Origin of the sequence: Roseivivax halodurans JCM 10272, from assembly GCF_000521785.1 — a bacterium.
GTDB classification, from domain to species: Bacteria; Pseudomonadota; Alphaproteobacteria; order Rhodobacterales; family Rhodobacteraceae; genus Roseivivax; species Roseivivax halodurans.
Genome location: NZ_JALZ01000021.1, coordinates 1 through 22,907, shown reverse-complemented (window position 1 = coordinate 22,907; position 22,907 = coordinate 1). Strand labels below are relative to the sequence as shown.

General features: G+C 61.4%; 19 protein-coding genes, 33 tRNA genes and 1 pseudogene. 43 read left to right on the top strand and 10 right to left on the bottom strand.

The window, feature by feature from the left end:
- Positions 1 to 72: 72 nt before the first annotated feature.
- From OCH239_RS15655 to OCH239_RS15625, 7 genes are all read right to left on the bottom strand, one after another.
- Positions 73 to 333, bottom strand: coding sequence for a hypothetical protein (locus OCH239_RS15655; protein ID WP_037264611.1), 261 nt, complete (start codon positions 331 to 333; stop codon positions 73 to 75).
- Positions 334 to 336: 3 nt separating this feature from the next.
- Entirely contained in the window at positions 337 to 1,353 is a 1,017-nt protein-coding gene (locus OCH239_RS15650; RefSeq protein ID WP_037264609.1) for a phage Gp37/Gp68 family protein, read from the bottom strand.
- A 118-nt stretch (positions 1,354 to 1,471) separates the two neighbouring features.
- Entirely contained in the window at positions 1,472 to 1,948 is a 477-nt protein-coding gene (locus OCH239_RS15645) for a hypothetical protein (RefSeq protein WP_037264607.1), read from the bottom strand.
- A gap of 196 nt (positions 1,949 to 2,144) precedes the next feature.
- On the bottom strand, positions 2,145 to 2,468 hold the full coding sequence (locus OCH239_RS15640; protein ID WP_051489521.1) for a hypothetical protein: 324 nt from the start codon (positions 2,466 to 2,468) through the stop codon (positions 2,145 to 2,147).
- 9 nt (positions 2,469 to 2,477) lie between these two features.
- Positions 2,478 to 3,302 carry a hypothetical protein gene (locus OCH239_RS15635; RefSeq protein ID WP_037264604.1) on the bottom strand — a complete coding sequence of 275 codons (825 nt, stop codon included), beginning with the start codon at positions 3,300 to 3,302 and terminating at the stop codon, positions 2,478 to 2,480.
- Positions 3,299 to 3,574 carry a helix-turn-helix domain-containing protein gene (locus OCH239_RS23360; RefSeq protein WP_037264602.1) on the bottom strand — a complete coding sequence of 92 codons (276 nt, stop codon included), beginning with the start codon at positions 3,572 to 3,574 and terminating at the stop codon, positions 3,299 to 3,301. Before OCH239_RS23360 ends, OCH239_RS15635 begins: the two co-directional genes overlap by 4 nt.
- A 780-nt stretch (positions 3,575 to 4,354) precedes the next feature.
- Positions 4,355 to 4,897 carry a hypothetical protein gene (locus tag OCH239_RS15625; protein ID WP_037264599.1) on the bottom strand — a complete coding sequence of 181 codons (543 nt, stop codon included), beginning with the start codon at positions 4,895 to 4,897 and terminating at the stop codon, positions 4,355 to 4,357.
- Positions 4,898 to 5,841: 944 nt separating this feature from the next.
- Between OCH239_RS15625 and OCH239_RS15620 the strand changes: the two genes are divergently transcribed.
- From OCH239_RS15620 to OCH239_RS15580, 10 genes are all read left to right on the top strand, one after another.
- Positions 5,842 to 5,918, top strand: a tRNA-Pro gene (locus OCH239_RS15620).
- 37 nt (positions 5,919 to 5,955) lie between these two features.
- Positions 5,956 to 6,032: transfer RNA gene (locus OCH239_RS15615), tRNA-Pro, on the top strand.
- Positions 6,033 to 6,058: 26 nt separating this feature from the next.
- Positions 6,059 to 6,134, top strand: a tRNA-Asp gene (locus OCH239_RS15610).
- 61 nt (positions 6,135 to 6,195) lie between these two features.
- Positions 6,196 to 6,272: transfer RNA gene (locus OCH239_RS15605), tRNA-Pro, on the top strand.
- Positions 6,273 to 6,316: 44 nt separating this feature from the next.
- Positions 6,317 to 6,392, top strand: a tRNA-Gly gene (locus tag OCH239_RS15600).
- 156 nt (positions 6,393 to 6,548) lie between these two features.
- A tRNA-Phe gene (locus OCH239_RS15595) sits at positions 6,549 to 6,624 on the top strand.
- Between the two features lie 142 nt (positions 6,625 to 6,766).
- Positions 6,767 to 6,852 (top strand) — tRNA-Leu (locus tag OCH239_RS15590).
- Positions 6,853 to 6,876: 24 nt separating this feature from the next.
- Positions 6,877 to 6,954, top strand: a tRNA-Arg gene (locus OCH239_RS15585).
- A 31-nt stretch (positions 6,955 to 6,985) separates the two neighbouring features.
- Positions 6,986 to 7,071 (top strand) — tRNA-Cys (locus tag OCH239_RS22750).
- Between the two features lie 516 nt (positions 7,072 to 7,587).
- A tRNA-Ala gene (locus OCH239_RS15580) sits at positions 7,588 to 7,663 on the top strand.
- 13 nt (positions 7,664 to 7,676) lie between these two features.
- On the opposite strand, the gene OCH239_RS22745 is transcribed toward OCH239_RS15580, so the two are convergent.
- A complete protein-coding gene (locus OCH239_RS22745; RefSeq protein WP_157577891.1) occupies positions 7,677 to 8,462 on the bottom strand; it encodes a hypothetical protein in 786 nt (261 codons plus the stop codon).
- Positions 8,463 to 8,750: 288 nt separating this feature from the next.
- On the opposite strand from OCH239_RS22745, the gene OCH239_RS15570 reads away from it, so the two are divergent.
- The 30 genes from OCH239_RS15570 (at position 8,751) to OCH239_RS15425 (ending at position 16,585) form a co-directional block, all read left to right on the top strand.
- Positions 8,751 to 8,825, top strand: a tRNA-Gly gene (locus OCH239_RS15570).
- Positions 8,826 to 9,243: 418 nt separating this feature from the next.
- Positions 9,244 to 9,333: transfer RNA gene (locus OCH239_RS15565), tRNA-Ser, on the top strand.
- A gap of 40 nt (positions 9,334 to 9,373) precedes the next feature.
- Positions 9,374 to 9,449 (top strand) — tRNA-Gln (locus OCH239_RS15560).
- A gap of 27 nt (positions 9,450 to 9,476) precedes the next feature.
- Positions 9,477 to 9,566: transfer RNA gene (locus OCH239_RS15555), tRNA-Ser, on the top strand.
- A gap of 10 nt (positions 9,567 to 9,576) precedes the next feature.
- Positions 9,577 to 9,652 (top strand) — tRNA-Val (locus tag OCH239_RS15550).
- 48 nt (positions 9,653 to 9,700) lie between these two features.
- Positions 9,701 to 9,775 (top strand) — tRNA-Lys (locus OCH239_RS15545).
- 113 nt (positions 9,776 to 9,888) lie between these two features.
- A complete protein-coding gene (locus OCH239_RS15540; RefSeq protein WP_037264594.1) occupies positions 9,889 to 10,110 on the top strand; it encodes a hypothetical protein in 222 nt (73 codons plus the stop codon).
- A 154-nt stretch (positions 10,111 to 10,264) separates the two neighbouring features.
- Positions 10,265 to 10,338: transfer RNA gene (locus tag OCH239_RS15535), tRNA-His, on the top strand.
- A gap of 62 nt (positions 10,339 to 10,400) precedes the next feature.
- Complete coding sequence (locus OCH239_RS15530; protein WP_037264592.1) at positions 10,401 to 10,655, top strand: hypothetical protein; 255 nt, start codon at positions 10,401 to 10,403, stop codon at positions 10,653 to 10,655.
- Positions 10,656 to 10,690: 35 nt separating this feature from the next.
- Positions 10,691 to 10,765: transfer RNA gene (locus OCH239_RS15525), tRNA-Asn, on the top strand.
- A 167-nt stretch (positions 10,766 to 10,932) separates the two neighbouring features.
- Positions 10,933 to 11,008: transfer RNA gene (locus OCH239_RS15520), tRNA-Thr, on the top strand.
- A gap of 35 nt (positions 11,009 to 11,043) precedes the next feature.
- Positions 11,044 to 11,133 (top strand) — tRNA-Ser (locus OCH239_RS15515).
- 228 nt (positions 11,134 to 11,361) lie between these two features.
- A tRNA-Arg gene (locus OCH239_RS15510) sits at positions 11,362 to 11,438 on the top strand.
- Positions 11,439 to 11,472: 34 nt separating this feature from the next.
- Positions 11,473 to 11,548, top strand: a tRNA-Trp gene (locus tag OCH239_RS15505).
- 27 nt (positions 11,549 to 11,575) lie between these two features.
- Positions 11,576 to 11,935: a hypothetical protein gene (locus OCH239_RS15500; RefSeq protein WP_037264591.1), complete on the top strand. Its 360-nt coding sequence runs from the start codon at positions 11,576 to 11,578 to the stop codon at positions 11,933 to 11,935.
- A gap of 99 nt (positions 11,936 to 12,034) precedes the next feature.
- Complete coding sequence (locus OCH239_RS15495) at positions 12,035 to 12,676, top strand: DUF433 domain-containing protein (RefSeq protein WP_211241998.1); 642 nt, start codon at positions 12,035 to 12,037, stop codon at positions 12,674 to 12,676.
- The gene (locus OCH239_RS15490) at positions 12,676 to 13,053 is read left to right on the top strand and encodes a DUF5615 family PIN-like protein (protein WP_037264589.1); all 378 of its coding nucleotides are present in this window, start codon (positions 12,676 to 12,678) and stop codon (positions 13,051 to 13,053) included. The genes OCH239_RS15495 and OCH239_RS15490 overlap by 1 nt, the downstream gene beginning before the upstream one ends.
- A gap of 77 nt (positions 13,054 to 13,130) precedes the next feature.
- Positions 13,131 to 13,217, top strand: a tRNA-Tyr gene (locus tag OCH239_RS15485).
- A 24-nt stretch (positions 13,218 to 13,241) separates the two neighbouring features.
- Positions 13,242 to 13,316 (top strand) — tRNA-Ile (locus OCH239_RS15480).
- A 406-nt stretch (positions 13,317 to 13,722) separates the two neighbouring features.
- Positions 13,723 to 13,797 (top strand) — tRNA-Ile (locus tag OCH239_RS15475).
- Positions 13,798 to 13,831: 34 nt separating this feature from the next.
- Positions 13,832 to 13,917 (top strand) — tRNA-Leu (locus OCH239_RS15470).
- Positions 13,918 to 13,967: 50 nt separating this feature from the next.
- Positions 13,968 to 14,046, top strand: a tRNA-Met gene (locus tag OCH239_RS15465).
- 4 nt (positions 14,047 to 14,050) lie between these two features.
- Positions 14,051 to 14,126: transfer RNA gene (locus OCH239_RS15460), tRNA-Thr, on the top strand.
- Between the two features lie 22 nt (positions 14,127 to 14,148).
- Positions 14,149 to 14,238 (top strand) — tRNA-Ser (locus tag OCH239_RS15455).
- Between the two features lie 59 nt (positions 14,239 to 14,297).
- Positions 14,298 to 14,373: transfer RNA gene (locus OCH239_RS15450), tRNA-Ile, on the top strand.
- A 95-nt stretch (positions 14,374 to 14,468) separates the two neighbouring features.
- Complete coding sequence (locus OCH239_RS15445) at positions 14,469 to 15,152, top strand: hypothetical protein (RefSeq protein ID WP_037264587.1); 684 nt, start codon at positions 14,469 to 14,471, stop codon at positions 15,150 to 15,152.
- 626 nt (positions 15,153 to 15,778) lie between these two features.
- Positions 15,779 to 15,853 (top strand) — tRNA-Gln (locus OCH239_RS15440).
- Positions 15,854 to 15,964: 111 nt separating this feature from the next.
- Positions 15,965 to 16,387 carry a GatB/YqeY domain-containing protein gene (locus tag OCH239_RS21740; protein WP_051489519.1) on the top strand — a complete coding sequence of 141 codons (423 nt, stop codon included), beginning with the start codon at positions 15,965 to 15,967 and terminating at the stop codon, positions 16,385 to 16,387.
- A gap of 40 nt (positions 16,388 to 16,427) precedes the next feature.
- Positions 16,428 to 16,505: transfer RNA gene (locus tag OCH239_RS15430), tRNA-Arg, on the top strand.
- A 5-nt stretch (positions 16,506 to 16,510) separates the two neighbouring features.
- Positions 16,511 to 16,585 (top strand) — tRNA-Thr (locus tag OCH239_RS15425).
- A gap of 878 nt (positions 16,586 to 17,463) precedes the next feature.
- Here OCH239_RS15425 and OCH239_RS22160 read toward each other — a convergent pair.
- Positions 17,464 to 18,554: pseudogene (locus tag OCH239_RS22160) on the bottom strand (IS3 family transposase); the annotation flags it as partial.
- Positions 18,555 to 19,357: 803 nt separating this feature from the next.
- Between OCH239_RS22160 and OCH239_RS22740 the strand changes: the two are divergent.
- From OCH239_RS22740 to OCH239_RS22145, 3 genes are all read left to right on the top strand, one after another.
- Positions 19,358 to 20,530 carry a hypothetical protein gene (locus OCH239_RS22740; protein WP_157577890.1) on the top strand — a complete coding sequence of 391 codons (1,173 nt, stop codon included), beginning with the start codon at positions 19,358 to 19,360 and terminating at the stop codon, positions 20,528 to 20,530.
- Positions 20,531 to 20,642: 112 nt separating this feature from the next.
- A complete protein-coding gene (locus OCH239_RS22150; protein ID WP_084782521.1) occupies positions 20,643 to 21,023 on the top strand; it encodes an ASCH domain-containing protein in 381 nt (126 codons plus the stop codon).
- Positions 21,013 to 22,245, top strand: a complete 1,233-nt coding sequence (locus tag OCH239_RS22145; protein WP_211241997.1) for a Druantia anti-phage system protein DruA — start codon at positions 21,013 to 21,015, stop codon at positions 22,243 to 22,245. Before OCH239_RS22150 ends, OCH239_RS22145 begins: the two co-directional genes overlap by 11 nt.
- A gap of 299 nt (positions 22,246 to 22,544) precedes the next feature.
- On the opposite strand, the gene OCH239_RS23355 is transcribed toward OCH239_RS22145, so the two are convergent.
- Positions 22,545 to 22,907 (bottom strand): hypothetical protein (locus tag OCH239_RS23355; protein ID WP_037264581.1); only part of this gene is annotated, 363 nt, incomplete at its 5' end.

Sequence of the window (22,907 nt, the reverse complement as noted above, 5' to 3'; positions counted from 1 at the left end):
AAATCGTTTTACATCGTTTTTCGCACCCAGGCAAGCGGCAACCGCCGCCCGGATGGAAACCGCCGGCATGGCCTATGGCATGCTCGGCCGATTGCGGGCGCGCACGCCGCGGCGCCCCTTGTCGTACATCCACGGACGCGCCATGCGATCCTCCGAGAGCAGGATCGCCCCGTAGGCCCGCTTCTTGCGCTGGACCTCCGCAAGGGCCGCGTCGCGCTCTTCGACCGTCACCGCGGCGTTGAGGCGGTCGATCGACCGCTCGTAGCCGCGCTGCGCGATCACGCGCCGCTGCGAGGCATTCTTGGGCAGATGGAGTCGGAACGGCTGGATCATCGATCAGGCCTCCTCGAGGTCAGCGGGAACGTCATCCCAGGTGCGCCGGTCGAGCAGCCGCCCGGCATCGCGCTTGTCCATGCGGACCGAGAAGCCGCCCCCGTCAGGCCACTCGTGCCAGAGGCCACCCTCTTCGCCCCGGCTCCGCGAGTTCTCGCATCCATGGGCATCGATCTCGCCGAACGGGAACCAGTTGCCCCACTGCTTGAAGAGGAAGGCGGTACCGGCGGCGGCGCACTGGTCGCGCAGGGCGCGCACCCAGCCGATATGCATCGGGCGCGCCTCCGCGCCCGTCTCGCCCCCGACGATTACCCAGTCCAGCTTGCCGAGATAGCTGGCCCCCGTGAACACCGCCTGATGATCGTTCGGCCCGGAGGGACTGCACCCGACGCCGGGGGACCAGTGCCCGCCGCGCAACACGTCGTGGTAGTGCGCGCCGGTGGCGTGCCGGATTCCGGCGAACCGCACGCGGGTCAGATCCACCGCACCGAGCAGGGGCTCCATCGACAGATAGGCCACGCTGAGCGCATGGTCGGCCTTCAACTTCAGGAGCTTGACGATGTCGCGGTCGGCTTCCGCCTGCCCCGTCACGGTGATCCCGACCCAGATATTTGCGGGCGTGCCGTCCGGGAACATCTCGCGCAGCACCTGATCCGCGTTGCCGATGCGCTTTGTCAGCAGCAGCCAGTCGAGATCCGGGGTCGCCTGGATGAGCTCGGCGAGATCCGCGCGCCACTCCGGGAGGACCGAGGCATGGGTGTCGAAAACATCCGCAAGCGAGCTGCAGAAGACACGGTGCCGTTCGCCCGCCGCGCGCGCTGCCGCGTTCCACTTCGCCGGCAAGGCCCAGTTGCGCGGCCGCGTGCGGACACGTTCCGCGTGCGGGCCCCATTTCGCGGCATGGGCGCCCCCGTTCGCGACCTCGGCATAGCAATGGTCGCAGCCGGGCCCGACCTTCTGGCATCCGATCCAGGGATTGAACGTGTGCTGGGCCCACTCGATCTTCGTGTTCTCGGCCATCCCGGCCTCCCTATAGGAGCAACATAAAGTATTTCGCAAATCACCATACCATCGGTTGAGCTGCCCGGTAAGAGTGTTTTTCGCATTTTCTGACCGAACCGTCTCCCTGGTACCTGGATCAGGGTCGGCCGGGCCACTCCGTGGCTGTCTCGTCGAAGGTCCAGTTGATCTGCTTCTCCTCGCCCGCCGCCCTTGCGTCGACAACGATGCCGGGCCGGCCGGCCGCCTCGATCACGACATCGATACGGTTGACGATCTCGAAGCCCGCCGCCTCGTAGACGAACTCCGTGAGGTTCTCCATGACCTGAGCGGTCGCCTCGAAGAGCGTGGCCTGGCCATCGAAGTCGTGGACGATCATGTCGCCGCCCCGCCCAAGGTAAATCCCGGACAATGCCCGTCCGAACGGACGGTCTCCGACATCCATCACCTCGTCGTCATGGCCATGGAAGACCGCGCCCTGCAGCCCGGCCTTGCCGTCTTCCGTCATGTAGCAGTCGGCCGCGCGCGCGATGCCGAGATGTCCGAAAACTGTCTGCAACTCTTTGACCTGCGCGAGGATGGCTGCGCGGACGCCGTGTTCAACGGTCTCGCTCATGGTGCTTTCCCCTTTCCATGCTTGTGTTCCGGCGGCTCTCCGGCAAGCTCGTGACGTGCCACCTGCCGGCCCCGGCGGCCGTAGCAGATCGGGCAGATCTGGAAACGGAACGGCGCCGCTGAGATCAGTCGGCGCCCGGTGCCGGAACAGTGCCAGCAGATATCGACCACGACAGGCCTCATGCCGCCCGCGATCCTCATGCCGGAGCGTCGCCTGCATGCGCGGATGCGCGGATCCCGGCGGCCTGCATCGCGGCGACAAGCGCTGTCGGCGGCGCGCCCCGATGATGCAGCATCATGGCGAACACCGCGATATCGATGAGGTTGCCCGGGTTCGATTTGGCAAGGTGCCCGGCCATCATCGCGGCCAGCTCCTCCACCGTGCAGAGGCGCGGGTCATGCCAGCCGCCACGCCCCTTGGCGCGGGAGCGCGCAAGCTTCGCACGCATGGCGTCCGCGAACTCGCTCACCGTGCGATCGTCGATGTCGGCCTCGAGGTGCTGAGCTGCTGCGTCGGTCATCTCGGTCTCCTATGGCTCGAGGCCGGGTGTGCCCAACATGGCAAGCCGACCGTTGATGTCGGCCATGACGCCGGTGAAGTCGCGGCGCACCCCGAGAGGATCGTGCTCGAGACCATCGAGCTCGGAGGCCACGAACCAGCACCGCTCGTCGTTGCGCAGCGGCTCGAAGCGCCCGCTGCGGATCATGTCCCGAAACTCATCGAGCCCCCGCCGGAAGAGCGCAATCTTGAGGACCAGCTCGGCCTCGCTGCGGGCATGAACGTTCTCGACATGAACATGCGGCGCGCCGACGACGTCGCTCCCGATGGACCAGCTCGAGACCGGGCGGTTGCTCGCCGGGGCGACCCGGTCGATGAGACGCATGCCCTCGACCAGCCGGTCGAGACCCCGGACCTCTCCGAAGATCGCGCCCTCCTGCCGCCGTGTCACCATGTCGTTCGGGCGCGCGCCGAGCGTTCCGAAAAGCTTTCCGCAGACGCCGAGAGCGACAGGGCGGGCCCGCCACCAGCTGCCGTCCGCGATGCCGTCGAGCTCGATCCGGATCCGGACCGGCCAACCGAGCATGGGCATTTCCGCACGCAGGGCTGCAAGGAACGCCTCGTAACAGGGCCGGGGCTCCGGCTGCTGGATTTCCGCCATAGCGATGCCGACGAGATCGAGCCCGTCGCCATCGATCCGCACGGCGCGATCGTTCACCGCGAATTCGATGGCCGGATGTGCCCAACGGCGGCGATCGTCGCGCTTGCGCCGGACATGGGCCTCGAGCGCATCTCGCAGCTCTGCGCACCAGGCCTGAAGAGCCGCATCGAGCGGTCCGTCCCCCCGGCCGCTCATGGCTTCGCGTTTTCACAGACGGTGGGCCGTTCAAGACGATCCGGAACCCCGGCGATCAACATGTACTGGGCGACGAGCGAGACCGGCGTCGGAATCGGGTTGCAGCCGGAGAGCCACCGCGTGACCGCGCCCGGAGTTACGCCGATCGCTTCCGATAGCCGGGCCTGCCATCCGGTCCCGTTTCCGAACAGGGACGTTCCGATGTCGCGCAGCTGCGCAGGCGTCAGCCGACGGTGCAGTCCATGCCGCGCGAGATCTGGAGTCTGTGGCATTGTCCGGGGCCTCTCGTGTTCTGTCCCGTGCAGCATAGCCACAAGCCTTGACAACGCCAACTTACATTTTCGCATTTTACAGAGCGTAACGCCAGACGAGCCCCTGTAATGGCCTGTTTCAGGCCCCGTTACGGTGTTTCCCTATATTTATCAGTGCTTTAAGGCTCATGTAACGCCGTATCGCCCGTAACGGCGGAGAAGTGTGTATTTATCTCTGTCATTCTGGGTGGATCTTTCTCTCTCTTCATATATTTATTTATATTTATTTGTTACATATATAGATAGATAGATAATAGACATATTTTTCAACCACTTACGTCTGTATCTTGAAGTGTAACGCCATGTAACGCCGTTACCTCATTGAGTTTATTTACTTTTATCTCCAGCGACACACGGCGAGATCGGCTCATGGGCCGCATTCAGGGGCGATGACGCATTTTCGACGATACCAGTAAAACCGCCCGGTCCAATGAAATAAGGGCGGTAACGCCATGACGGCGCTAATCGAGCCCAACTGGGGTGCCGAATGCGGTGCCGAGAGGATTCCGGTCGGAGATCGGGTCAGCATCCCGGGCTGTTCCCCGGGGCGAGACGCCGAAACGGCCCGCACGGACAAGCCGGCGGGCCGTTTCGGGCACAATGCTGTCGGCGGGCCGGCGCCGCGTCTCCGGTTCGAGAAACCTCGCGCTCGCTCAACGGGGGCGAGCCTCATCCATCAGGGGGCAAGCCTCGTTGCCCGCACTGTGCCACGCCGGTCCGTTCCGCAAGAACCGCCGAAAATCAGGGGGCCATCTCGAGGTCGGGGTCGCCTTCGTCGCGCTGCGCCTCGAATGCCTCGATCTCGGCGTCGGTGGCTGGCCGGTGATAGGCGTAGCAGATCATCTTGCCGTCGAGCTCGGGACGCCCCGCACGCCGGAACCCGCGGCCGGCCGGAAATTCCCGTCCGAAGCGCTCGACCGTTACATGGCGGCCATCGATCTGCCGGACCTGCCCCGCCTCGAGGCCGTCGTCGACCGGCACCAGCGTGCGCGCGAGCTTGCCAGGCGCCGCGGCCTCTCGCGCCTGGCGCCTGACATGGCGGTCGGGGCCCAGGATGGCGTCGATCCTGCGCAGCGCCGCCTCGATCTCCCCGTGCCGGTTTGCGCCGGCGATCCAGCAATGCGCCGCCGGCGCCCAGTAGGCGGAGTCGAGCCCGTCCATCACGCGCTTTGCCTCCGGATGGTACGGGAACGCGATGTGATAACTGCGGCCAACCTTCCAGGCTCTGACGTCCGGAGCGATTTCGATATGCGTGGGCTCCCGCCCGGGTGAATCCAGCGTCATGCGAGGTCCTCGTGCTTAACCGGACCAGGCTATGAGGCGGCAGCGAAAATCCATATCCATATCGGTTTTCGCGAACTGTCTCGCCGCATGCCGCAGCGCCGCTTCCTGCGGCCATCACGGCGTGGCACAGTAAACCGTCCCGGAAAACTCAATAAAACTTGGGACATCGAGGATGTTCTGCATGTGACCGCCTATCGGCTATAAAGCGTTTTTCGCATTTTCTTTGCCCGAAGAGCATTTTTCCTCTTTTCAATGTCATCGCCTTGATCTAACTTCCTCCACAGATCGAACGGGCACACCGCTCGTCACTGCCGAAACCAGGGCCCGATGGGCGCCACAGACGGAAAGGAGGACGCGACATGAAACGCCACGCTGCACACGCATCGTCGACACTGCGCGACCTTCTCGCGACGTCCCGGCGCTCCATGCCAATGGTCTGTGGCAATACCAGTTCGCAAGGGTATGACCCTCGCGGATGGTTTGGCCAGTCCATTCCCCTCGTTTCCGGCAGCTGAGGCTCACCAGCCAGTAGATCAGCAGAACACGCCGGATCGGACCTCCCGCCAAGCGGGGTCGTCCCACACCAAAATCCGGCGACCTGCACCCTTCCCCCTAAAGAAGAACGTGCCGCAGCCGGTCAGACTCGAAGCTCCATGCTCCGGATCTGCGCTCTTTGACATCGCTGGCGGAAGACCCTGTTCCCGGTAGGAAGACGCGACCCAGTCGCTGACCGATCATCCGGATGCCAAGTCAGGGTCTGATGATCGCACCCGCCCCTGAGGGGTTGGCTCTGCGATCCCATGTGCCATGTGCAGGGGCCGGCCGAGGTCGGCCCCCGCGCGTCATCCGAGCTTTCTTCCGAGCGCCGCGACATGGCGGGGCGTTTCGATGAAGGATCACGTTGAGTGTCATAAACAAACTTGTCTTTCTTTTCTCGCAGTCGGCGGGGCGTAGCTCAGCCAGGTAGAGCGGGCGCTTTGGGAGCGTCAGGTCGGAGGATCGAAGCCTCTCGCCCCGACCATGAAGCGAAATGACAAGGTTCGCCGCGAGGCGGACGACGGGGTGTGGCTCAGTCTGGTAGAGCGCCGCGTTCGGGACGCGGAGACCGAAGGTTCAAATCCTTTCACCCCGACCAATATAGCAGCCGTCCCGGGGCCGCATGGAGCGTTAGTCGAGCGGTCAAGACGCCGGCCTGTCACGCCGGAGAACACGGGTTCGATCCCCGTACGCTTCGCCAAATCCCGCCTCGGTCCGATTATCCGGATCTCGGTCGCGGTTTTCTTTCAAGACCTGGTCATCGGAGTATGGCGCAGCCTGGTAGCGCGTCCGTCTGGGGGACGGAAGGTCGTGGGTTCGAACCCCGCTACTCCGACCAGGCCTTGCAAGAAAATCAGCTTCTTCCGGGGTGAAGAAGCGTCTGCGGATGTAGCTCAGCCGGTAGAGCACCTGCCTTCCAAGCAGGATGTCGCGAGTTCGATCCTCGTCGTCCGCTCCAGATCATCATGGCGATGGTTTTCCGGGTAGCCCGGGCGCCCCGTGGAAGGGCGGTTCATGCCAGTGGGCGAAGCCGGGATCCTGGCAGATCCTGGAGGGACCCGGGCCCCACGGAAAACCATCGTCTTCCCCGCTTCGGCACACCGCCGGGGCGCATGCGTCGGTAGCTCAGCTGGTAGAGCACCTGGTTGAAGCCCAGGGTGTCGGTGGTTCAATCCCATCCCGTCGCACCAGTTTCGTGGCCCCGGACAGGGCGCGAGACCGCCACGTTCCCTCTCAGGGGTGAGCGCGGCGGCCGTCCTGTCCGGGGCCCGGCAAGCGCCCGCGGCGCAAACGGGGACGGCCACCCGGTAAACAACGGCCGACGACAGTTACGCGGATGTGGTGGAATGGTAGACGCGCCGGTTTCAGAAACCGGTGACCGGGAGGTCGTGGGAGTTCGAGTCTCCCCATCCGCACCAAGACGACCGCCCCTGCGGGGCAATGCTTCCCTAGCTCAGTTGGATCAGAGCGTCGCGCTACGAACGCGAAGGTCGGGAGTTCGAGTCTCTCGGGAAGCGCCACTCCCTCCCGCCCGGGGTCATGGGCGGATCTGGTGCCGGGACGGGACGGTAACGTGGTGGATTGCAAATCCATGGCCCCTTCACTGGGACCCGGTTCGACTCCGGGCGGCACCTCCATCTCCAATGGAAGCTGGAACCCCCGAGGCGAACATGGATGCTCATCCGGCCGTCTCTTCGGCCGGAACGCATCTCGGTTCGACTCCGGGCGGCACCTCCAATTGCACTCGATCATGTTCTTCTGACGGGGCCCCACCCTTGCCCGGCACGGTGAGGGGTCGGTGCCGCTTCGGGGGCTCCGTCACGAGAACATGTGCGGCCGACTTGATCGACCGCCGGGCAGCCGCTCTCTCAGTGAGGGCCCTGCCTCCATGGGCCCTTAGCTCATCTGGGGCGAGGGGCATCAGATCGCGAAACTCTCCGTGGGAGAGTTTCGAGCAACGAGCGCGGCCGAGTTGATCGGCCGCCGGGCAGCCGCTCTTCCAGTGAGGGCCCTGCCACCACGGGCCCTTAGCTCATCTGGGGCGAGGGGCATCGGATCGCGAAACTCTCCGGGGGAGGGTTTCGAGCAACGAGCGCGGCCGACTTGACCGGCCGCCGGGCAGCCGCTCTCTCAGTGAGGGCCCTGCCTTCCATGGGCCCTTAGCTCATCTGGGAGAGCGCCTGTTTTGCAAGCAGGAGGCGGTCGGTTCAAGTCCGACAGGGTCCACCAAACAATTGCAGGATCAGCGCGCCGGTGGATACAGATGGTAATACATACCAGCGGTCAGAGGATTGCGCGGATCGTTCGGGAAGGCGACGTTGAAGCCACGGAAACCTCGCGCACCCTGGGCGATCTCGCTAATCGTATCGCCGCGCTGGTTGTTGTTTACCGAGCTGGCGCGCGGCAGATTGGGGCACTTCTTCGCGAAGCCGGCCGCGTATTCATCCTGAAGCCAGCCAGGCTCACTGATCCAGTCGCCTCGGTACCACCCGTACATAGTGACCTCTCCCGTGGACGGATTGGCAGCCATTGGCCAACCGAAACGCTCTAGTGCCGGCGGCGTTCCACCTTGCCAATGCATGATCCCGGCAAGTCCGAAAGGCGTTGGATCGACGTATCTATCTTTCTCGAACTCGGAGTAGTTTCCGCGGCTGTCGGATTCGCAGAAGTAGGTCCTTCCGCCACCAGCATAGTAGCGCACGGACCAAGAGTTCTGACCATATTTGCGGTAGACGTGGTAACGTCCATTGATCGCCGAAGAGACCGCTACTTTTGTCATGTTCGACATGGGCATCGTCGGGAGGCGATCCCCCTGGTAGCGCCAGTCCGCTTGCAGCGGATTATATCCAAAGCGTGCCGCTCCGACCTGGGCGTGAACCTGTCGGGCAGCGGCTGCATATTGCTGATGCTGTGTGGTCATCCCACGCGGTGCGGATGTTTTCCATGGCTCTCCCGCGGCAAGAGCTGGCGTCGATGTGCCGAGCATCGCAAGGATGGCGCCGCCGACGAGGTATTTCCGAAAGATCACGTGAAGTCCTGACTTTTTAAAGTGTTACCTCGGGACGATCCCGAATGAACCCTGACAAAACAACCCTTGAGTGAGAAACAATCGATTTTTCCTCGGGTCTCTCAGCAATAAAGAATTGGATCGGAAGCTCAGTGGAGAGAGCACCGCGTTGCGAACGCTAAGGTCGGAGGTTCGAATTCTCCTAGGTCCACCAAAACTCCCGCGCGACAGACGCGGGATCGCCGGTTCCGCAAGGAACGCCACCATGATCCGCGAGGCAGGGTGCGTTCCGTCCGGACGCCGGCACATGCGGCAGTAGCTCAGAGGGAGAGCACCACCTTGCCAAGGTGGGGGTCACGGGTTCGATCCCCGTTTGCCGCTCCAATAACCTGGCGACGGGGATCGAAGCAGCAGGAAGGCGCGCGGAGCGCCACCGGTTCGAGCGACTATCGCGCCGACCATGCTGCCGGCCCGATACCCGTTTGCCGCTCCAGTATCTCGCCGGAGATCGATCGGCGTGCCGCCACGACGCGGACGAAGCCGACATCCGGCCCTCGGGCGGCACGACCGCGGTCAGGCCCTCGGCGAGGTAAAACAAACGGGGGCGAGCCCGGCGTCCGCTTTCACCAGGAGAGGCGCCAACCGAAATTCCAGAATGCCTGCGCGACGGTCGGGACCACGCATCCCGCGACTGCCCGTGCATGGCGAGAGGCCGACCCGAAGGGGGCGGAGTAAGCGACCCGGCGGGGCATCTTGCTGCCTTCGACCCGCGCCTCTCGTTTCTTTTGCGGCCGCACCTCATGGACAGGTGGCAGAGCGGTCGAATGCACCGGTTTCGAAAACCGGCGAGCCTGCAAGGGCTCCGTGGGTTCGAACCCCACCCTGTCCGCCAGGATCCTCGGCGCCCCCGGCGGCGCCGGACGCCGAGATGGTGGGGTGTAGCCAAGCTGGTAAGGCAACGGTTTTTGGTACCGTGTACCGCTGGTTCGAACCCAGCCACCCCAGCCAACGGCTTCGATACACGACCGCATTCTCGGGCGAGTGGCAGAGCGGTCGATTGCAGCAGGCTTGAACCCTGCCGGCCGCCTCCGCGGCCCGTCGGTTCGAATCCGACCTCGCCCGCCAAGTTCACCGTGGGGGGTTAGCTCAGCTGGGAGAGCGCCTGTTTTACACACAGGATGTCGGCGGTTCGATCCCGTCACCCCCTACCAGACCACCGGTATCGGTGTGACGGGTTCGACCCCGTCGCCCGCTACCATGGACGGTTAGCTCAGTGGTAGAGCACCTGACTTTTAATCAGGGTGTCCTGGGTTCGACCCCCAGACCGTTCACCAACAATACCGCCGGTCGAGCGCCTCGCGCGCTCCCGGCCGCAGACAAGCGCAGGACAATTTTCTTGAACTCCCGGTAGGATAGACCGGAAACCGCAAGTCAAAGGAAGACCGATATGTCCCTGCCCGACAAGCTCCTGATGGATGTCTGGACGCACGACGACGCGGATCACCGCGTCGAACATCTCGCGGCCAGCAACCCGAAGCTCGGCGCGCGGCTCGAACGGTTTGCGTTGCGCTTCATCTCTGAAAAGGGGCTCACGAACGAGTTCGCGGACGCGCTCGAGGAGATCGATGCCCGCAATGTCGAAGCCGCTGCCGAACGCCTGACCCCTTAGGCGATCGCCGTCCGAAGTTCATGCCGGTTGGATCCCGGCTCACTGGCCGAGCGATGCATCGTTAAACGGGTTCGAGCCCCGGCCGTGCCGTCATCCCGACGCCACGGTTCGCCCCTCGGTTGGGGCTGGCCATACCGTCCTTCCGGACACACATGCCGTCTTAGCTCAATGGTAGAGCGTCGCGTTGTGGCCGCGAAGATTCAGGTTCAACTCCTGGAGACGGTTCCAATTCGAAAGGGCCCCGACATGGGACATGCGACGACCTTCGAGGCTACGACTTCCTGATCGGGATGACTGCCTGCTACCGGATCCGTCCGGGCAACCGGGTCAAGGACCTGCCGCTCGACGCGCAGATCGCCTTCTCGAAGATACCGGGCGGACAGCCGTCGGTCGACTTCGCCGGCGGCACGTTCTGGAGCCTCGACTGGCGGGATGGCGAGAGCACGCGGATCCCGCGCAAGCCCGGCGACTGGCTCGTCGAGGCGGAGGACTACGGCATCAGCATCGTCGACGCCGCGGAGATCGCTTCGCCGGACGGGGCCTGAGCCATTCACCGAACAACCGGCGCTTCGGCGCCTATTCCCTTGTAGCTCAGCGGTAGAGCAGCTGACTGTTAATCAGTGTGTCGCAAGTTCGATCCTTGCCTGGGGAGCCAACACCAGCCGAGCTGGAGAGCAAGCAACCATCCGGGGGATGGTTGCGTGAGACCGGGCGGGGATCGAAGCGGCAGGGAGCTGGACGCCCGAAGGGCGCACCGGCGACCATGCCGCCGACAAGATCCTTGCCTGGGGAGCCAACACCAGCGGAGCTGGAGACCAAGATGCCCGCGTAGCTCAGTGGTAGAGCAGCCGATTTGTAATCGGCAGGTCGACAGTTCGAATCTAGTCCGTGGGCACCATTTTCGCATACCCTCCCGTGCCCTGCGGGAGACCTGGAGAGTTGGGTGAGCGGTCGAAACCAGTCCACTGCTAACGGACCAGGCCTTAACGGGCCTCGTGGGTTCAAATCCCACACTCTCCGCCACTTCCGGGAGGTCCCGCACCACGCGTGGCCTCCAGACCAGCATTCATGGCCGCGTCCTTTTCTGGGCGTCGATGGGTTCGAATCCCTCCGGTCCCGACACGGGATCGCGGGCGGGCGGTCCGCGCCGGGTCATGGATAAGCCGGCGGCGCCACGGCGCTGCCGGCCAGGATTGCGGCCCGCCCGGGTCGAAGCGCCATATGCTCCCCGGGGTCGGTCCAGATGAACGTGTCCCTGTAGCTCAGCTGGATAGAGTGCTGCATTCCTACTGCGGAGGTCGTGGGTTCGACTCCCTCCAGGGACGCCAGATACAGCCGCCGCGGCCGAGGCCGCGGCACGATAGGGGTGTAGCTCAGATGGTAGAGCGCCGGTCTCCAAAACCGGATGTCGTCGGTTCGATCCCGGCCACCCTTGCCAATACCAAGCAGACCAGAGGAGCCGGTCATGACCTTCGATGATGTCATCGAGAAACATCGCCTGGCCGCCGGCGCCTCGAGCCTGCGCGTCAGCCTGGCGCCCGCGGCCACACCCGAGGGCCTCGATGCCGAACTGGAGCGCCTCGGCGCCATCAGCGCGGCCTATGACGCCTTCCGTCCCGAGGAGATCGAGGCGGCCAAGGTGGCCCGCCTGCGCAAGCTTCTGCGCGAGATCCACGTGCTCGCAGCGCAGGGCGCGACTGACCGGATCGTGGATCTGACCGGCTTGGTCGTCAATGTCGACCTCGACCAGGATCTCGCCTGGATGCGCGCCGCGCGCGAGAAGCGCAGCGAGCCTCTCCCCGCTATCACTCCCTCCGGGGCCTAGCGGGGGCGCCGGGCTACGCCGCTCAGAAGCAGCATTGTCCGTGACCCGGACCTCGGCCATTGTCGACATGGCGGTCCGATGATCGCCGGAGGAAGCGCCGTGACCGAGACCGATTTGATAGGTGCCTTCTCCGAGGAGGACGCAGCACGCCTCACCGGCGTATCGATCTACCAGTTGCGCGACTGGGATCGGTCCGGTTTCCTGCGCCCGAGCTACGCCCCCGAGGACCGGAGGCAGGCCTACAGCCGGGTCTACTCATTCCGGGATATCGTCTCGCTCCGCGTGCTCAACGCGCTCCGGAACGAGAACGGTGTGCCGATGCAGCACCTTCGCAAGGTCGCCGCCGAACTCGCCCACCTGGGTGAGGACAAGTGGACGGCAACGGTCCTCTACGTGCTCGGCAAGCGCGTGGTCTTCGATGACCCGCGAGACGACAAACGCCGAGAGGTGGTGGGCGGACAGCGCGTTTTCGACATCCCGCTGCGGGTCGCGATCTCCGACACCAAGCGGGCGATCGAGGATCTGAACCGCCGGGGCCAAAGCGCGTATGGTCATGTGCTGAGCGGCCGGTTCGTTCAGAACAACCAGCCGGTCTTCGAAGGCACCCGGATCCCGGTCGCCTCCGTAAAGCGGTATCTCGAGTGTGGGTATGGTACCGACGAGATCCTGGAAGAATTTCCGGACCTGTCGGCGGATGACATTGAAGCCGCTCGCACGTTCGACGGTTCCCATGCCGCCTGATGCTGTCCGGGACGACGATCAGTTTCCTCACTGATCAGAACGTTCCCGAGTCCGTCCCGAAGCTGCTGATTGGCCACGGCCACGATCTGGTGCGCGTGCGCGACATCATGTCCGCCGATGCCAAGGACCCGGTCGTGGCCGCAGCAGCGATGGCTGCGGGCCGGACGCTGATCACCTGGGACAGGGACTTTAACCATCAGCGGTTCCTGAAACCGCGGTTCGCGGCGCTCAGCCGCATCGGTTTTTCCTGCCCCGAACCCGACGGGGCCGCGCGGCTGAAAGAGGTGCTCGATCTCATCGAGTTCACCTTCGCCCGGGCTGACGGCGCGCCGGTGAAGATCCTGGTCGGCAAGGACAAGATCCAGATCCGCTGCTGATCGCGGTCGGCGCCGCCGGCGCCCGCTTTCCAACGTCCCGCCGCGCGCGTGAAACGCGGCGCATCGCTCTTTCTCGTGGGTCGGTGGCAGAGTCCGGCTAATTGCACCTGACTGTAAATCAGGCGGGGAAACCCACGGTGGTTCAAATCCATCCCGGCCCACCAGAAAGAGCGACGCCCACCCGATATCGTCCCGTAGCTCAGTGATAGAGCGCTTGCCTGATAAGCGAGAGGTCGGAAGTTCAACTTTTCCCGGGACGACCAATCTCCGGCCTGCCCCGTTTTCCGGTTTGGGACAGGCGCGGCCAGGTAAACCGGATGCGTTACGGCTGGGCGTCGGCCGGGACCAAGACAACGGGGAGCCGACAGGCGATCCGTAGGGCGCCCCAGTTCCAGAGACAGGGCCCGGCCCCCGGGCCCTCGCGAGATCTCCGTGCAGCTCCGGCAGAGCACCGTCCGTGGAGGGCGGAGGACGCCTGCAAGCCACCTGCGGGGCGCGCCGGGAGTAGCTACCCGGCAACCCTCGCACGGGGGTGGAGGCCAAAGTAGTCGACGGGCTCGAGACCGGAGGCGAAACGGCTGCAACCAGGCCACGGGGACCAGTTCGGCGGCCCTGCCCAGGGCAGGGTCGTCTCGGGGCGCGTCACGGCGCGCCCTGCCCTTCGATTGCGCCTCTGTAGCTCAGCGGTAGAGCGGGCCGCTCATAACGGTTTGGCCGGGGGTTCGAATCCCTCCGGAGGCACCAACGGATCGCCCGGTCGCAGCGACATGCGGCCAATGCCCAGGTGGTGGAATGGTAGACGCGCCGGCTTGAGGGGTCGGTGGCCGAAAGGCCGTGCGAGTTCGAGTCTCGCCCTGGGCACCAGCATACCGGCAGGCACCTCGTCCGACAGCGGCTCCCGCGAGCCATTGTCGCGCGCGGTGGAGAAGTCCGGTCTATCTCGGGTGGCTCATAACCACCATGTCGCAGGTTCAAATCCTGCCCGCGCAACCACTTGGCCGGACTAGCTCAGGCGGTAGAGCAGCTGCTTCGTAAGCAGATTGTCGGGAGTTCGATCCTCTCGTCCGGCACCAGTTCCGTCAGGCCGCATCTCATGGAGGGATGGCAGAGCGGTCGATTGCACCGTCTTGGAAAGGCGGCGGACCTTCACGGGTCCCGCGAGTTCGAATCTCGCTCCCTCCGCCAGACTATCGTGGGCCCTGGTACCCGCCTCGTAACCCGTCCGGAGCCATGCGCCGGACCATGGTGCAGTAGCTCAGTGGTAGAGCGCCGGCCTCATAAGCCGAATGTCGCAGGTTCGAGTCCTGCCTCGCACCACCAATTCTGCCGGGACGGAATTCTTTCGTCCCGGGTCGTCATGCCGCCCACCGGCCGGAGACATCGGCTTCGACCGTAACGTGCCTCGAGGAGCGACCATGTCCGACCGTCCGACCTTCGCCAGCGATACCGGCCCCGGCCGCGCGGGCCACGACAATATCCACATCCCGGGCGAGGCCTACGCGTCGTGCCATATCGAGGACGCCGGCTGCGGCATCTGCCGCAGGCGCGGCGGCGACTGGGAACATGACGGCGTCCTCCTTCACGGCATCGGCGGGCAGATGGCACGCTACGTGTGGACCATCGGCGCCGCCGGCGTCCCGCCGCGGGGCACGATGTGCGACCGCTGCTTCGAGCCCTTCGCGGCCGACGGGCGTCTCGAGATGTACTATGGTCGCGGCCGGCAGTACCTCGCCGACCTGAGCCCGGCCGCAACCCGGATGCTCTTTGCCTTCGGCGCCCGACAGCAATACCTCGACTATCTCGAGATCCGCGGGGTCGACGACACGGGCTACATGCCCGCGGACTTCGTGCTTCCGGTCTCCGATACCGAGATCGAGACGGCCAGGGTCTTCGCCGACACGTTCGCGAGCCACGAGCTGCCGCTCGCGGCCGGTCGTGCCTACGCGGTGGCGGCCATCGCTCTCGGCCTCGCGGAGCGCGATCCCGGCTTCGAGGCCGCGGCATCCTACTTTGCCGCGCGTGGCCCCTACCAGGACCCCGAGGAGGTCGAGAACACGCGGCTCCTGCAGGAGCTGATGGAGACCTGCACGGTCGATTGACCGGGCACCGAGGCGGATCCCGCCTCTTGCGACACGACACACACGATCATCCGCACGGGGCCGGCGGGCTATAGGGGGACCTTTGGAGGCACCCCCTGGGCAATCTCTGCAGAATCGCTGACCGGGAGTGCTGCCCCGGGTGAACGGTCGGTGCGAGACCGCGGCTTAGCGGCCGTCAGTAACGGCCAAGTGGAGAGCAGGACGGGAAGCGGGTCAGCAGCCCGGGCCCGTCCCTCGCCGGCCTCGTGCCGATGATCGTCGAGAACAACCGAACCACGGAAAGGACGGAGCCATGCCGGAGGCGCTTCTCGATCGGCGCGCCTTCAAGGAGGCGGTCTTTGCCCGCGACGGGCATGCCTGCATCATCTGCGGGGAACCCGGGGATGCGGCCCACCACGTGCTCTAGCGCAAGCTATATACGGACGGTGGCTATTACCTGTCGAACGGGTCGACGCTCTGCGCCCCCAGCCACATCGCAGCGAAAAAGACCTTGCTCGACGTGGCGCGGATCCGCGCCGCTTGCGGGATCACCGACCCAGCCCTGCCAGCTGGCCGAGGCCGGCCTCCTCTACGACGGAACCTTCCGGTTTCGGATGAGGGTCCGATCCCGATCAGGCTCTGCCTGTTTCCCGTTCGTCTAACCGGTAGGACGCGAGACTCTGACTCTCGAAACCGAGGTTCGAACCCTCGACGGGAAGCCAATTCTGACCCAGCGTCTGCTATTGTTTTTCGCAAACATCCAGGTAGACTTCATCGAGCGACGCCTTCTGGCGAGATGCTTTTCCTCGACCGGCCATTCCAAGGAGATCCCCATGAGCCTGCTCGACACCATTCGCGCCGACGCGCTTGCCGCACGCAAGTCTAAGGCGCCCGAGGCGGGCGGCCTGGTGACCCTGATCGGCGAGATCGACACGAAGACGAAGGGTTTCAGCCCGGCGCGCGCCATGACGGACGCGGAAGTCGTGGCCGTGGTCAAGAAATTCCTCAAGAGCATCGATGAGACGATCTGGCATACCGGCGGCGCCCCGAGCGAGAAACTCCTCGTCGAGAAGGCGGCGCTCGAGGCCTATCTGCCTCGGCAGATGACCGAGGACGAATTGCGCGGCTTTGCCGAGGCCCGCGCGGCCGAAGGTAAGAATATGGGCCAGATCATGGGTGCCCTCAGCTCCGAGCATGCGGGCCGTTACGACGGCCGCACCGCCTCGGGCATCGTCAAATCCGTGCTCGCCGTCTGAGCCGGCCCCACACGCGCCGCGCTTTTCTCCGCGGCGCCCTGCCCTCGTAGCTCAGTTGGAGTAGAGCGTTCGCCTCCGAAGCGAGAGGTCGCTGGTTCGAGTCCAGCCGAGGGCACCAGATGCGCTGCCGTAGCTCAGTGGAAGAGCGCGTCCTTGGTAAGGACGAGGTCGAGAGTTCGATCCTCTCCGGCAGCACCACCCATCAAATGTATTGCAAGTAACTTGCAACATAATGGGTTTCTCGGTTCGATCCCATTACATGAGCCATAACGATCGAGGGTCGCAGGTTATTTGGGTCCACCGAATCCCAACACCCCTTGAAGGTAGGCAGCGAGCAATGCGGCAGCTAATCCCGCTGTTGCAGCGACCGCCCAAGAGCCGAGTGCCGGTCCAGCGCGTTGGAAGAGGTTTGGCTTCTTGGGGGTGATGTAGATGGTGGCGAGGGGAATGTATCTCTTGTGGATCTGAAAAATAGACATAATGATAATGGCCGTCGCGGCGACGTATAGAAGGCGCATTGGAAGTGAACCAAGGCCAGGAACGAATGCGATAGCCCACGCCAACAGTAATTGATTTATTCCGATGCCGTAGGCCTTGAAACTCGTAACGTAGAAGTTTTCATAGGGCTTGATTTCCCGCCTCAACTTTTCCCGAGTTCCGAGCACCCATGCCTCGTCTGTTGCTTGGATGGATACGAAATTCATTAACGGCCCGAACTCAACAATAATGGTCCGGTTTCCGACATGCGTTTGCGGACTTTGTCCAACGATCCTTACAAATTTTGCGCGATCAATTGCAGGCGGCTGAGCCTTGAACTCATCTAGGTAGATGGCCCGCTCAGTGTCGGCTGACACGACTACGACCACTCGAGCTCCCGGTAGGTTTTGCTGAATGCCGTCCCCCAGGGATACAATTTGCTCACGGTCAATCGTAACGGCGCCGAAATCGCAGCGCGCGGTATGAAGCTGATCTACAGCTTCCAGCTGCTCGGCAGTTTCATCCTCTTCCTCGTGAGGAAATAGGCGGAATGTCCCGCCTGTCCCCAACTGTGACCCGGCGTGGAAAACTGACCCCGTAGTGGTGTGATCGTAGTCACGCTTCAGGGTCTTCACGAATGCCTCCGATACGCCGTTGCTCTCCGGGCTCCTTACCGGCGTGAAGCATGGCTTCAGCCCGAGCTGACGCGCAAAGATACGGGTGTCGTGGGCAGTGTAGGGCGAGCCGTTATCGCTGAGCATCTCGACGGGATGTGGCGCGCGGTAGCCGCCGAACCGGGCCTCGACGGCCTCCAGCATCATGTCGCGGACATCGGACCCGCTGATGCCGGCGCCAGCCACGGTACGCCAGGAAATGATCTCGCGGTCGTGTGCATCGATGATGAATGCGCCGCGGATGATCTCCTTGTTCCAGCAGGTGAACTCGAACCCGTCGGAGCACCATCGAAGGTTGGATCGTATCGCCACGACCTTTCCGTCGTGGACACGCTCCGTCCTCTCGGCATGAGTTCGTGCCAGCAGAAGGCCATGGGCCTCCATGATGCGATATACGCGCTTGTGGTTCGCAGGCGCCGCGCCCTCCGCCCGCAGCCGTCGGTTCAAAAGCGCCGTGATACGTCGATAGCCATAGGTTGGCCGCGCCGCCACCAGCGCCTCGATCAACGGCAGCACCGCCGCGTCTTGCGCCTTGTGATAGCGCCGCCGCGGCTTCACGCTCCCGCTCAGCCGAGCATGCAGGTTCGAGCGGGACACACCCAGGGTCTCGGCCACGGCCTTCACCGGGAACCGCCCTTCGGTTGCGACTGCGCGAGCCACATCCGTTTCTTTGAGCGCGTCTTGTCGAGTGCCTCCTTGAGGATCTCAACCTCAAGCGTCTTGCGGCCGAGCTGGCGCTCGAGCTCGCGGATGCGATCCTCCATCTACCGAACAGCGCGATTGCTGGTCACATCATCATCCTCGGACACGGCCACCGCTCCCCCGTCCAGCATCAGGCGACGCCAACGATACAACAGGTTTGGAGCCACACCATTCCGGCGCGCGACGACACAGATGCTGGCGCCATCCTCCAACATCTCCTCGACGATCCGCTGCTTCTCCGTGGCAGGCCAGCGGCGCAGACGGCCGCCATCGGTAATGATCTCTATCTCAGACATAGGCACGTGCTCAGGCATATGCCTAAGCCTCCATGGCTATGCCCAAGTGTCCTGTCGAAACGGGGGCCAGTTCAACGGGCGGGTCGTCGTCTGGAAGGACCCGTGGGGAAATCGCTGGGACTTGATCCAATATAGCCGTCCCGACCGGAGTGGGACAGGGAGCTAGGGGCTCGAAGCCGACCTGCGGCGATGCAGCGTGGTCATCGTGGCGGTGGAGCATCAGCTCCAACCTCGGGCGCCCGAAGCGAAGTCAGCAGGCAGCCCGAAGCGGAAGTGCTCACCGCCCTTGACGAAGAGAACCAACTTGAGCCGTTTAAGGCCGCAGAGCAGCTATTTTCCGCAGGTGCATGGTGACCGGTGCGGTTCCAAAAGACCGGACGTTCAGAAGAAGCCGAAACCTATGAAGTTTCTGTACAACCGCATGACCGCTCGAAGCCCAGAATTTCGAATGCTGCAGAAGGCACGAAAGCCCAAACGATCTTAGAAACAGATCGCTTAAATTAAATCCTGATCGAGCAATATCGTATCCACCACACCACAGTCAGGCAGTATAGCACCCTGAGCTATTGACCACTTGTGTCGTCGTTCCGATGGACGTTGGGCCAGTGATACGCTAACATTGAAAGGTGTTATGTGATGGGTGATGCTGAAAGTTGAGATGTCACAGATTTTGAATCGTTTTCGGGGGGGGGCGGCGACTCTGGTCATCTCAAAGTTGCGGGCACCTTGTCCTGCGCGCCTTTTTCGACTAGAATGTTTTTATAAGTATCCGTAATTGATCTGCTTGAAGTCAATAGTCCATAAAATCTTGAGAAATTGATATGTTAATAATCTTCGATACATGTACCAAGCCTGACTACTATGGAGACGTTCACAAGGTACTGGCAAGCCCCACAGGTGCAATAATTCGATATGACTATGAGAGAAAACTATGGACAGACGGGGCGCAAGCAGAAGCTGAGCAACTGTTGCGTAGTCGAGAACCCATTCCAGCCTTACTACTCTATGGTCAAGTGAGGGACTACTCCAAGGGTGCGAAAGACCCTAGTTTTATGCTCACTTTTGACAATGCAATCTTTATTCCGACAAGGTACGCAAGCGTTGTTAATTTTGGCGTTGATGCACACGCGGAGAGCGAACGGGACAATCTGTATTTACATCTCGAAATGGATGAGTTCGTTTCGCCCGACAATCCTGAGCTGCCAAAGCTGATTAAAGAGCTAGAAAATCGAAAGCAACTACCTTTCGATCGTGAGCAGGCCTACAAGTGGGTATCAAAGTGTCCTGAAAATATTGATATTGATATGCTTTCGAAATGTGACGAGAAAAACTGGCCGCTCGTGGTGGATAGATTTGCAAGCGCGCCATCTCAGTTTGAGGGGGATGTGTTTTGGAGGTTTAATGCCTTTTCCAAAGTCTCTTCAAACAGCGAAAATACCGACATGGAACTACAAAAAAGGGTTACCAATAAAATTGGTTCAATTCAGAGCTTTCATAGTGACTTTCTAGTCGATGATCTGAACGAGTACGCCGTATCGGTCCGGAACTACATTCCTAATGCAGAAGAGAAAGAGTTGCCTCCTCGCGCTGCAATTAGTGTCAAAGAGGATACTTCAAAGCTACTGGTTCTGCCCGATCACAACGTGAAGCTTAGACGCAATGCATCCGATCAACTGAAAGTTGGCGTTTCTCAGATTAACTTTCTGAATAGCAGGTTTGCTAAACTTGTTGTTGAGACGGAAATTCCTGACCATGAGGGAGCGTATCCAGCCGGGTCGTCAATCGAAGTGACTTTGGAGTTAAGAAAGAACCGCGGGCGCCTATTATTTACGATGCTAGCAGCTCTTTTCGCATTCGTCTCAGCAGGAGCCGCCGCCGTTCTGATGCGGCAAGACGTTGGACAAGGTATTGCATGCTTAATGTTTTCGGTTTTGCTGTTTTGGCTCGCGACTTGGCTATGGACCGGCGCAGTGAACCCACTTAAACGCTCTTAGCACTGATTGGGAGACTCTGTTGACTGCGTTATCTAGAAATGAACAACTATCCCTGTTCAAGGACCCTCCGGCGGTTACTTGGGGGAGCATCGGTCCACCCGGTAGGGGGCTGATGATAAGAGACCCCTATTTGACTGATATTGTTGCACAAAAGAAGTGTTGGGAGATAAGAGGCTTCCAAACAAAGATACGGGGCCGGATTGGCCTTATTAAATCGCGAAGTGGTCATGTTTTTGGCGAAGCTACTCTCGCGGATGTTTTGGGGCCATTGACACTAGAGAAAATGTTCAACACGCCTGAAATCGGCCCTAATGATTTGGCCGAACTTGAGCAAACGATGGAACTACCATATGCGGACGAGTTCGGTAACAGCAAGACATATGCTTGGGTGCTAACGAATATCGTTGCTTACCAACCTCCAGTGCCCTACCAGCACCCTTCTGGTGCAGTAACATTTGTAGACTTAGAGCATTTGAGAAATGATGAAACATAAAAGCATAGTTGTATCTTCAACTCTGGAAAAGGATGGCAGAACAACACCAGAGTACAACTTCCTTCGAAGCTTCCATCGCGACCTTCGAGCGTTTGGAAGATATGACATCTCACTAGTAATAGTCGGAAAGCAAGCGTTTTTTTCGTGGTCGGTTCTTTACAATAGAACGGCATCTAAAGCGCTTCGAGCCGCTGTTTCGAAATCTAGGTTAGAGCAAAACAGGCAATTTTTGGATAATTTCGAGCAGGACTTTCCAGGGATATTCAGCACCGAGTTTGATATTGATACTGATAGATTTGAGCCTGAAATAGTAGAGTGCTCCGACGATCCGGATCAACTAGCACTCTTTAGATACTTCGCACATCAACAATCTATGGCATCTAAAGTTGCTCGCGGACGTTTTGCAAGGTTTTGTATTTTCGACGCTTCCGTAAAAGCGCGCCCGTTAGCGGGAATTATCGGCTTGTCGTCGCCAGTTTACTTTAATGGTGCGCGAGATGGACACGTGGGTTGGGGGCCTATCAGAAATAAGATTGGTGATGACTGGGTGCCAGACGTTGAGGCCAAAGCCAGACGTGACAAAGGATTGTTGCACGTTTCTCATGTAACGATTTCAACTCCGATCCCGCCCTACGACAAGCTCAAATTCGGAAAGCTAATCTCAGCACTTTGCTTTAGTCCCGAGGTGATTGGCTACCTTGAAGAAAAGTATGGATGTCCAATTGTCGCACTTACAACTACCGGGGGGTGGGGTGTAAACGCAGCTCCGTATCAACGGATTAGACTCGGGCGGAACCAGCAAGGTGACGATCGGCATCTGTTTCATGCCGTTGAACCCAAGCATCCATCGCTAAACACCACTCTAGATTACTTTTCTGATGATACAGTCGAGCTTGCTTTGGAAATGCACAAAGGCTGTACCAATGAATCCTCTACTGATTTTGAGAATTGGAGAGAGAAGGCCGCCTTGCGAAATGCGCTACTTCAGTGGAGTTTGAAATATCTCGGTATTCCACGGAAAGCGGCATATGTCAATGAAGTCGGTCATTTCTTTGGGTCTGTGACAGATCAAGCGACACAGTTTCTAAATGATGTTCGATCAAACGATATTCCGAAAGAGCGAACAATTCAAACATCCGACGCCCTTTCCTACTGGCGGTCCAAAACTGAACGTTCGGTCCGTGAGAACGTTAGTACCCCAAGGTTGTCTGAGGATATCTGAATTGGATGTTAGTATCGAGCGCCACCAACGTACTCGACCGCTTTGGTTGAATAGGTCGACCTTGGACCAAACAAGGCAATGACTGCGACGTGCCGCACCACGGGCCTCGGGCTGGAAGGTGGCGCTGCCCGCCGTAACGAACGACCGGTTCGGCGAAGCCGCACCGCAGCGATGACCTTCCTGGCGAATTTCCGGATAGGACAGGTCGCGCCTCTCGGGCTATGCTGCTCGCATTGAGTTTGCAAAGGTCACTATCTGCGCGTCGCGGTCATTCATGCGATGCGCAGCGAAGGTCGGGTCTATGCCCTTCCTCCAGGGTGAGTGCGCATCTGCATCGTGAACCGAGCACGCGCGTCGAACGGCAGAAATTCCCGCGCTGCGGTCGCCGCTCCCGAGGGTTTCGCTGCACCCACTTCGTGCGACCGGATCCACAGCTGCGATGCGGCATGAAGGTTCGCTGCCCCGCAATAGAAATGCCGCTGCAAGCGCACGCAGCGAGAATTTTCTTCTTCCGCAACGGGCTCGAAGCCCCCATCCTCTGCGCGGTGCCAGAACGGCTGCGAGGCAGAACGAGGACTAAGCGACTGTCGCGGCAGGTTACCCTGCTCAAGATCGTAGGCCTTCAACCTAATATTCACGATTAGCAGGCTGCTGAAGAAGTC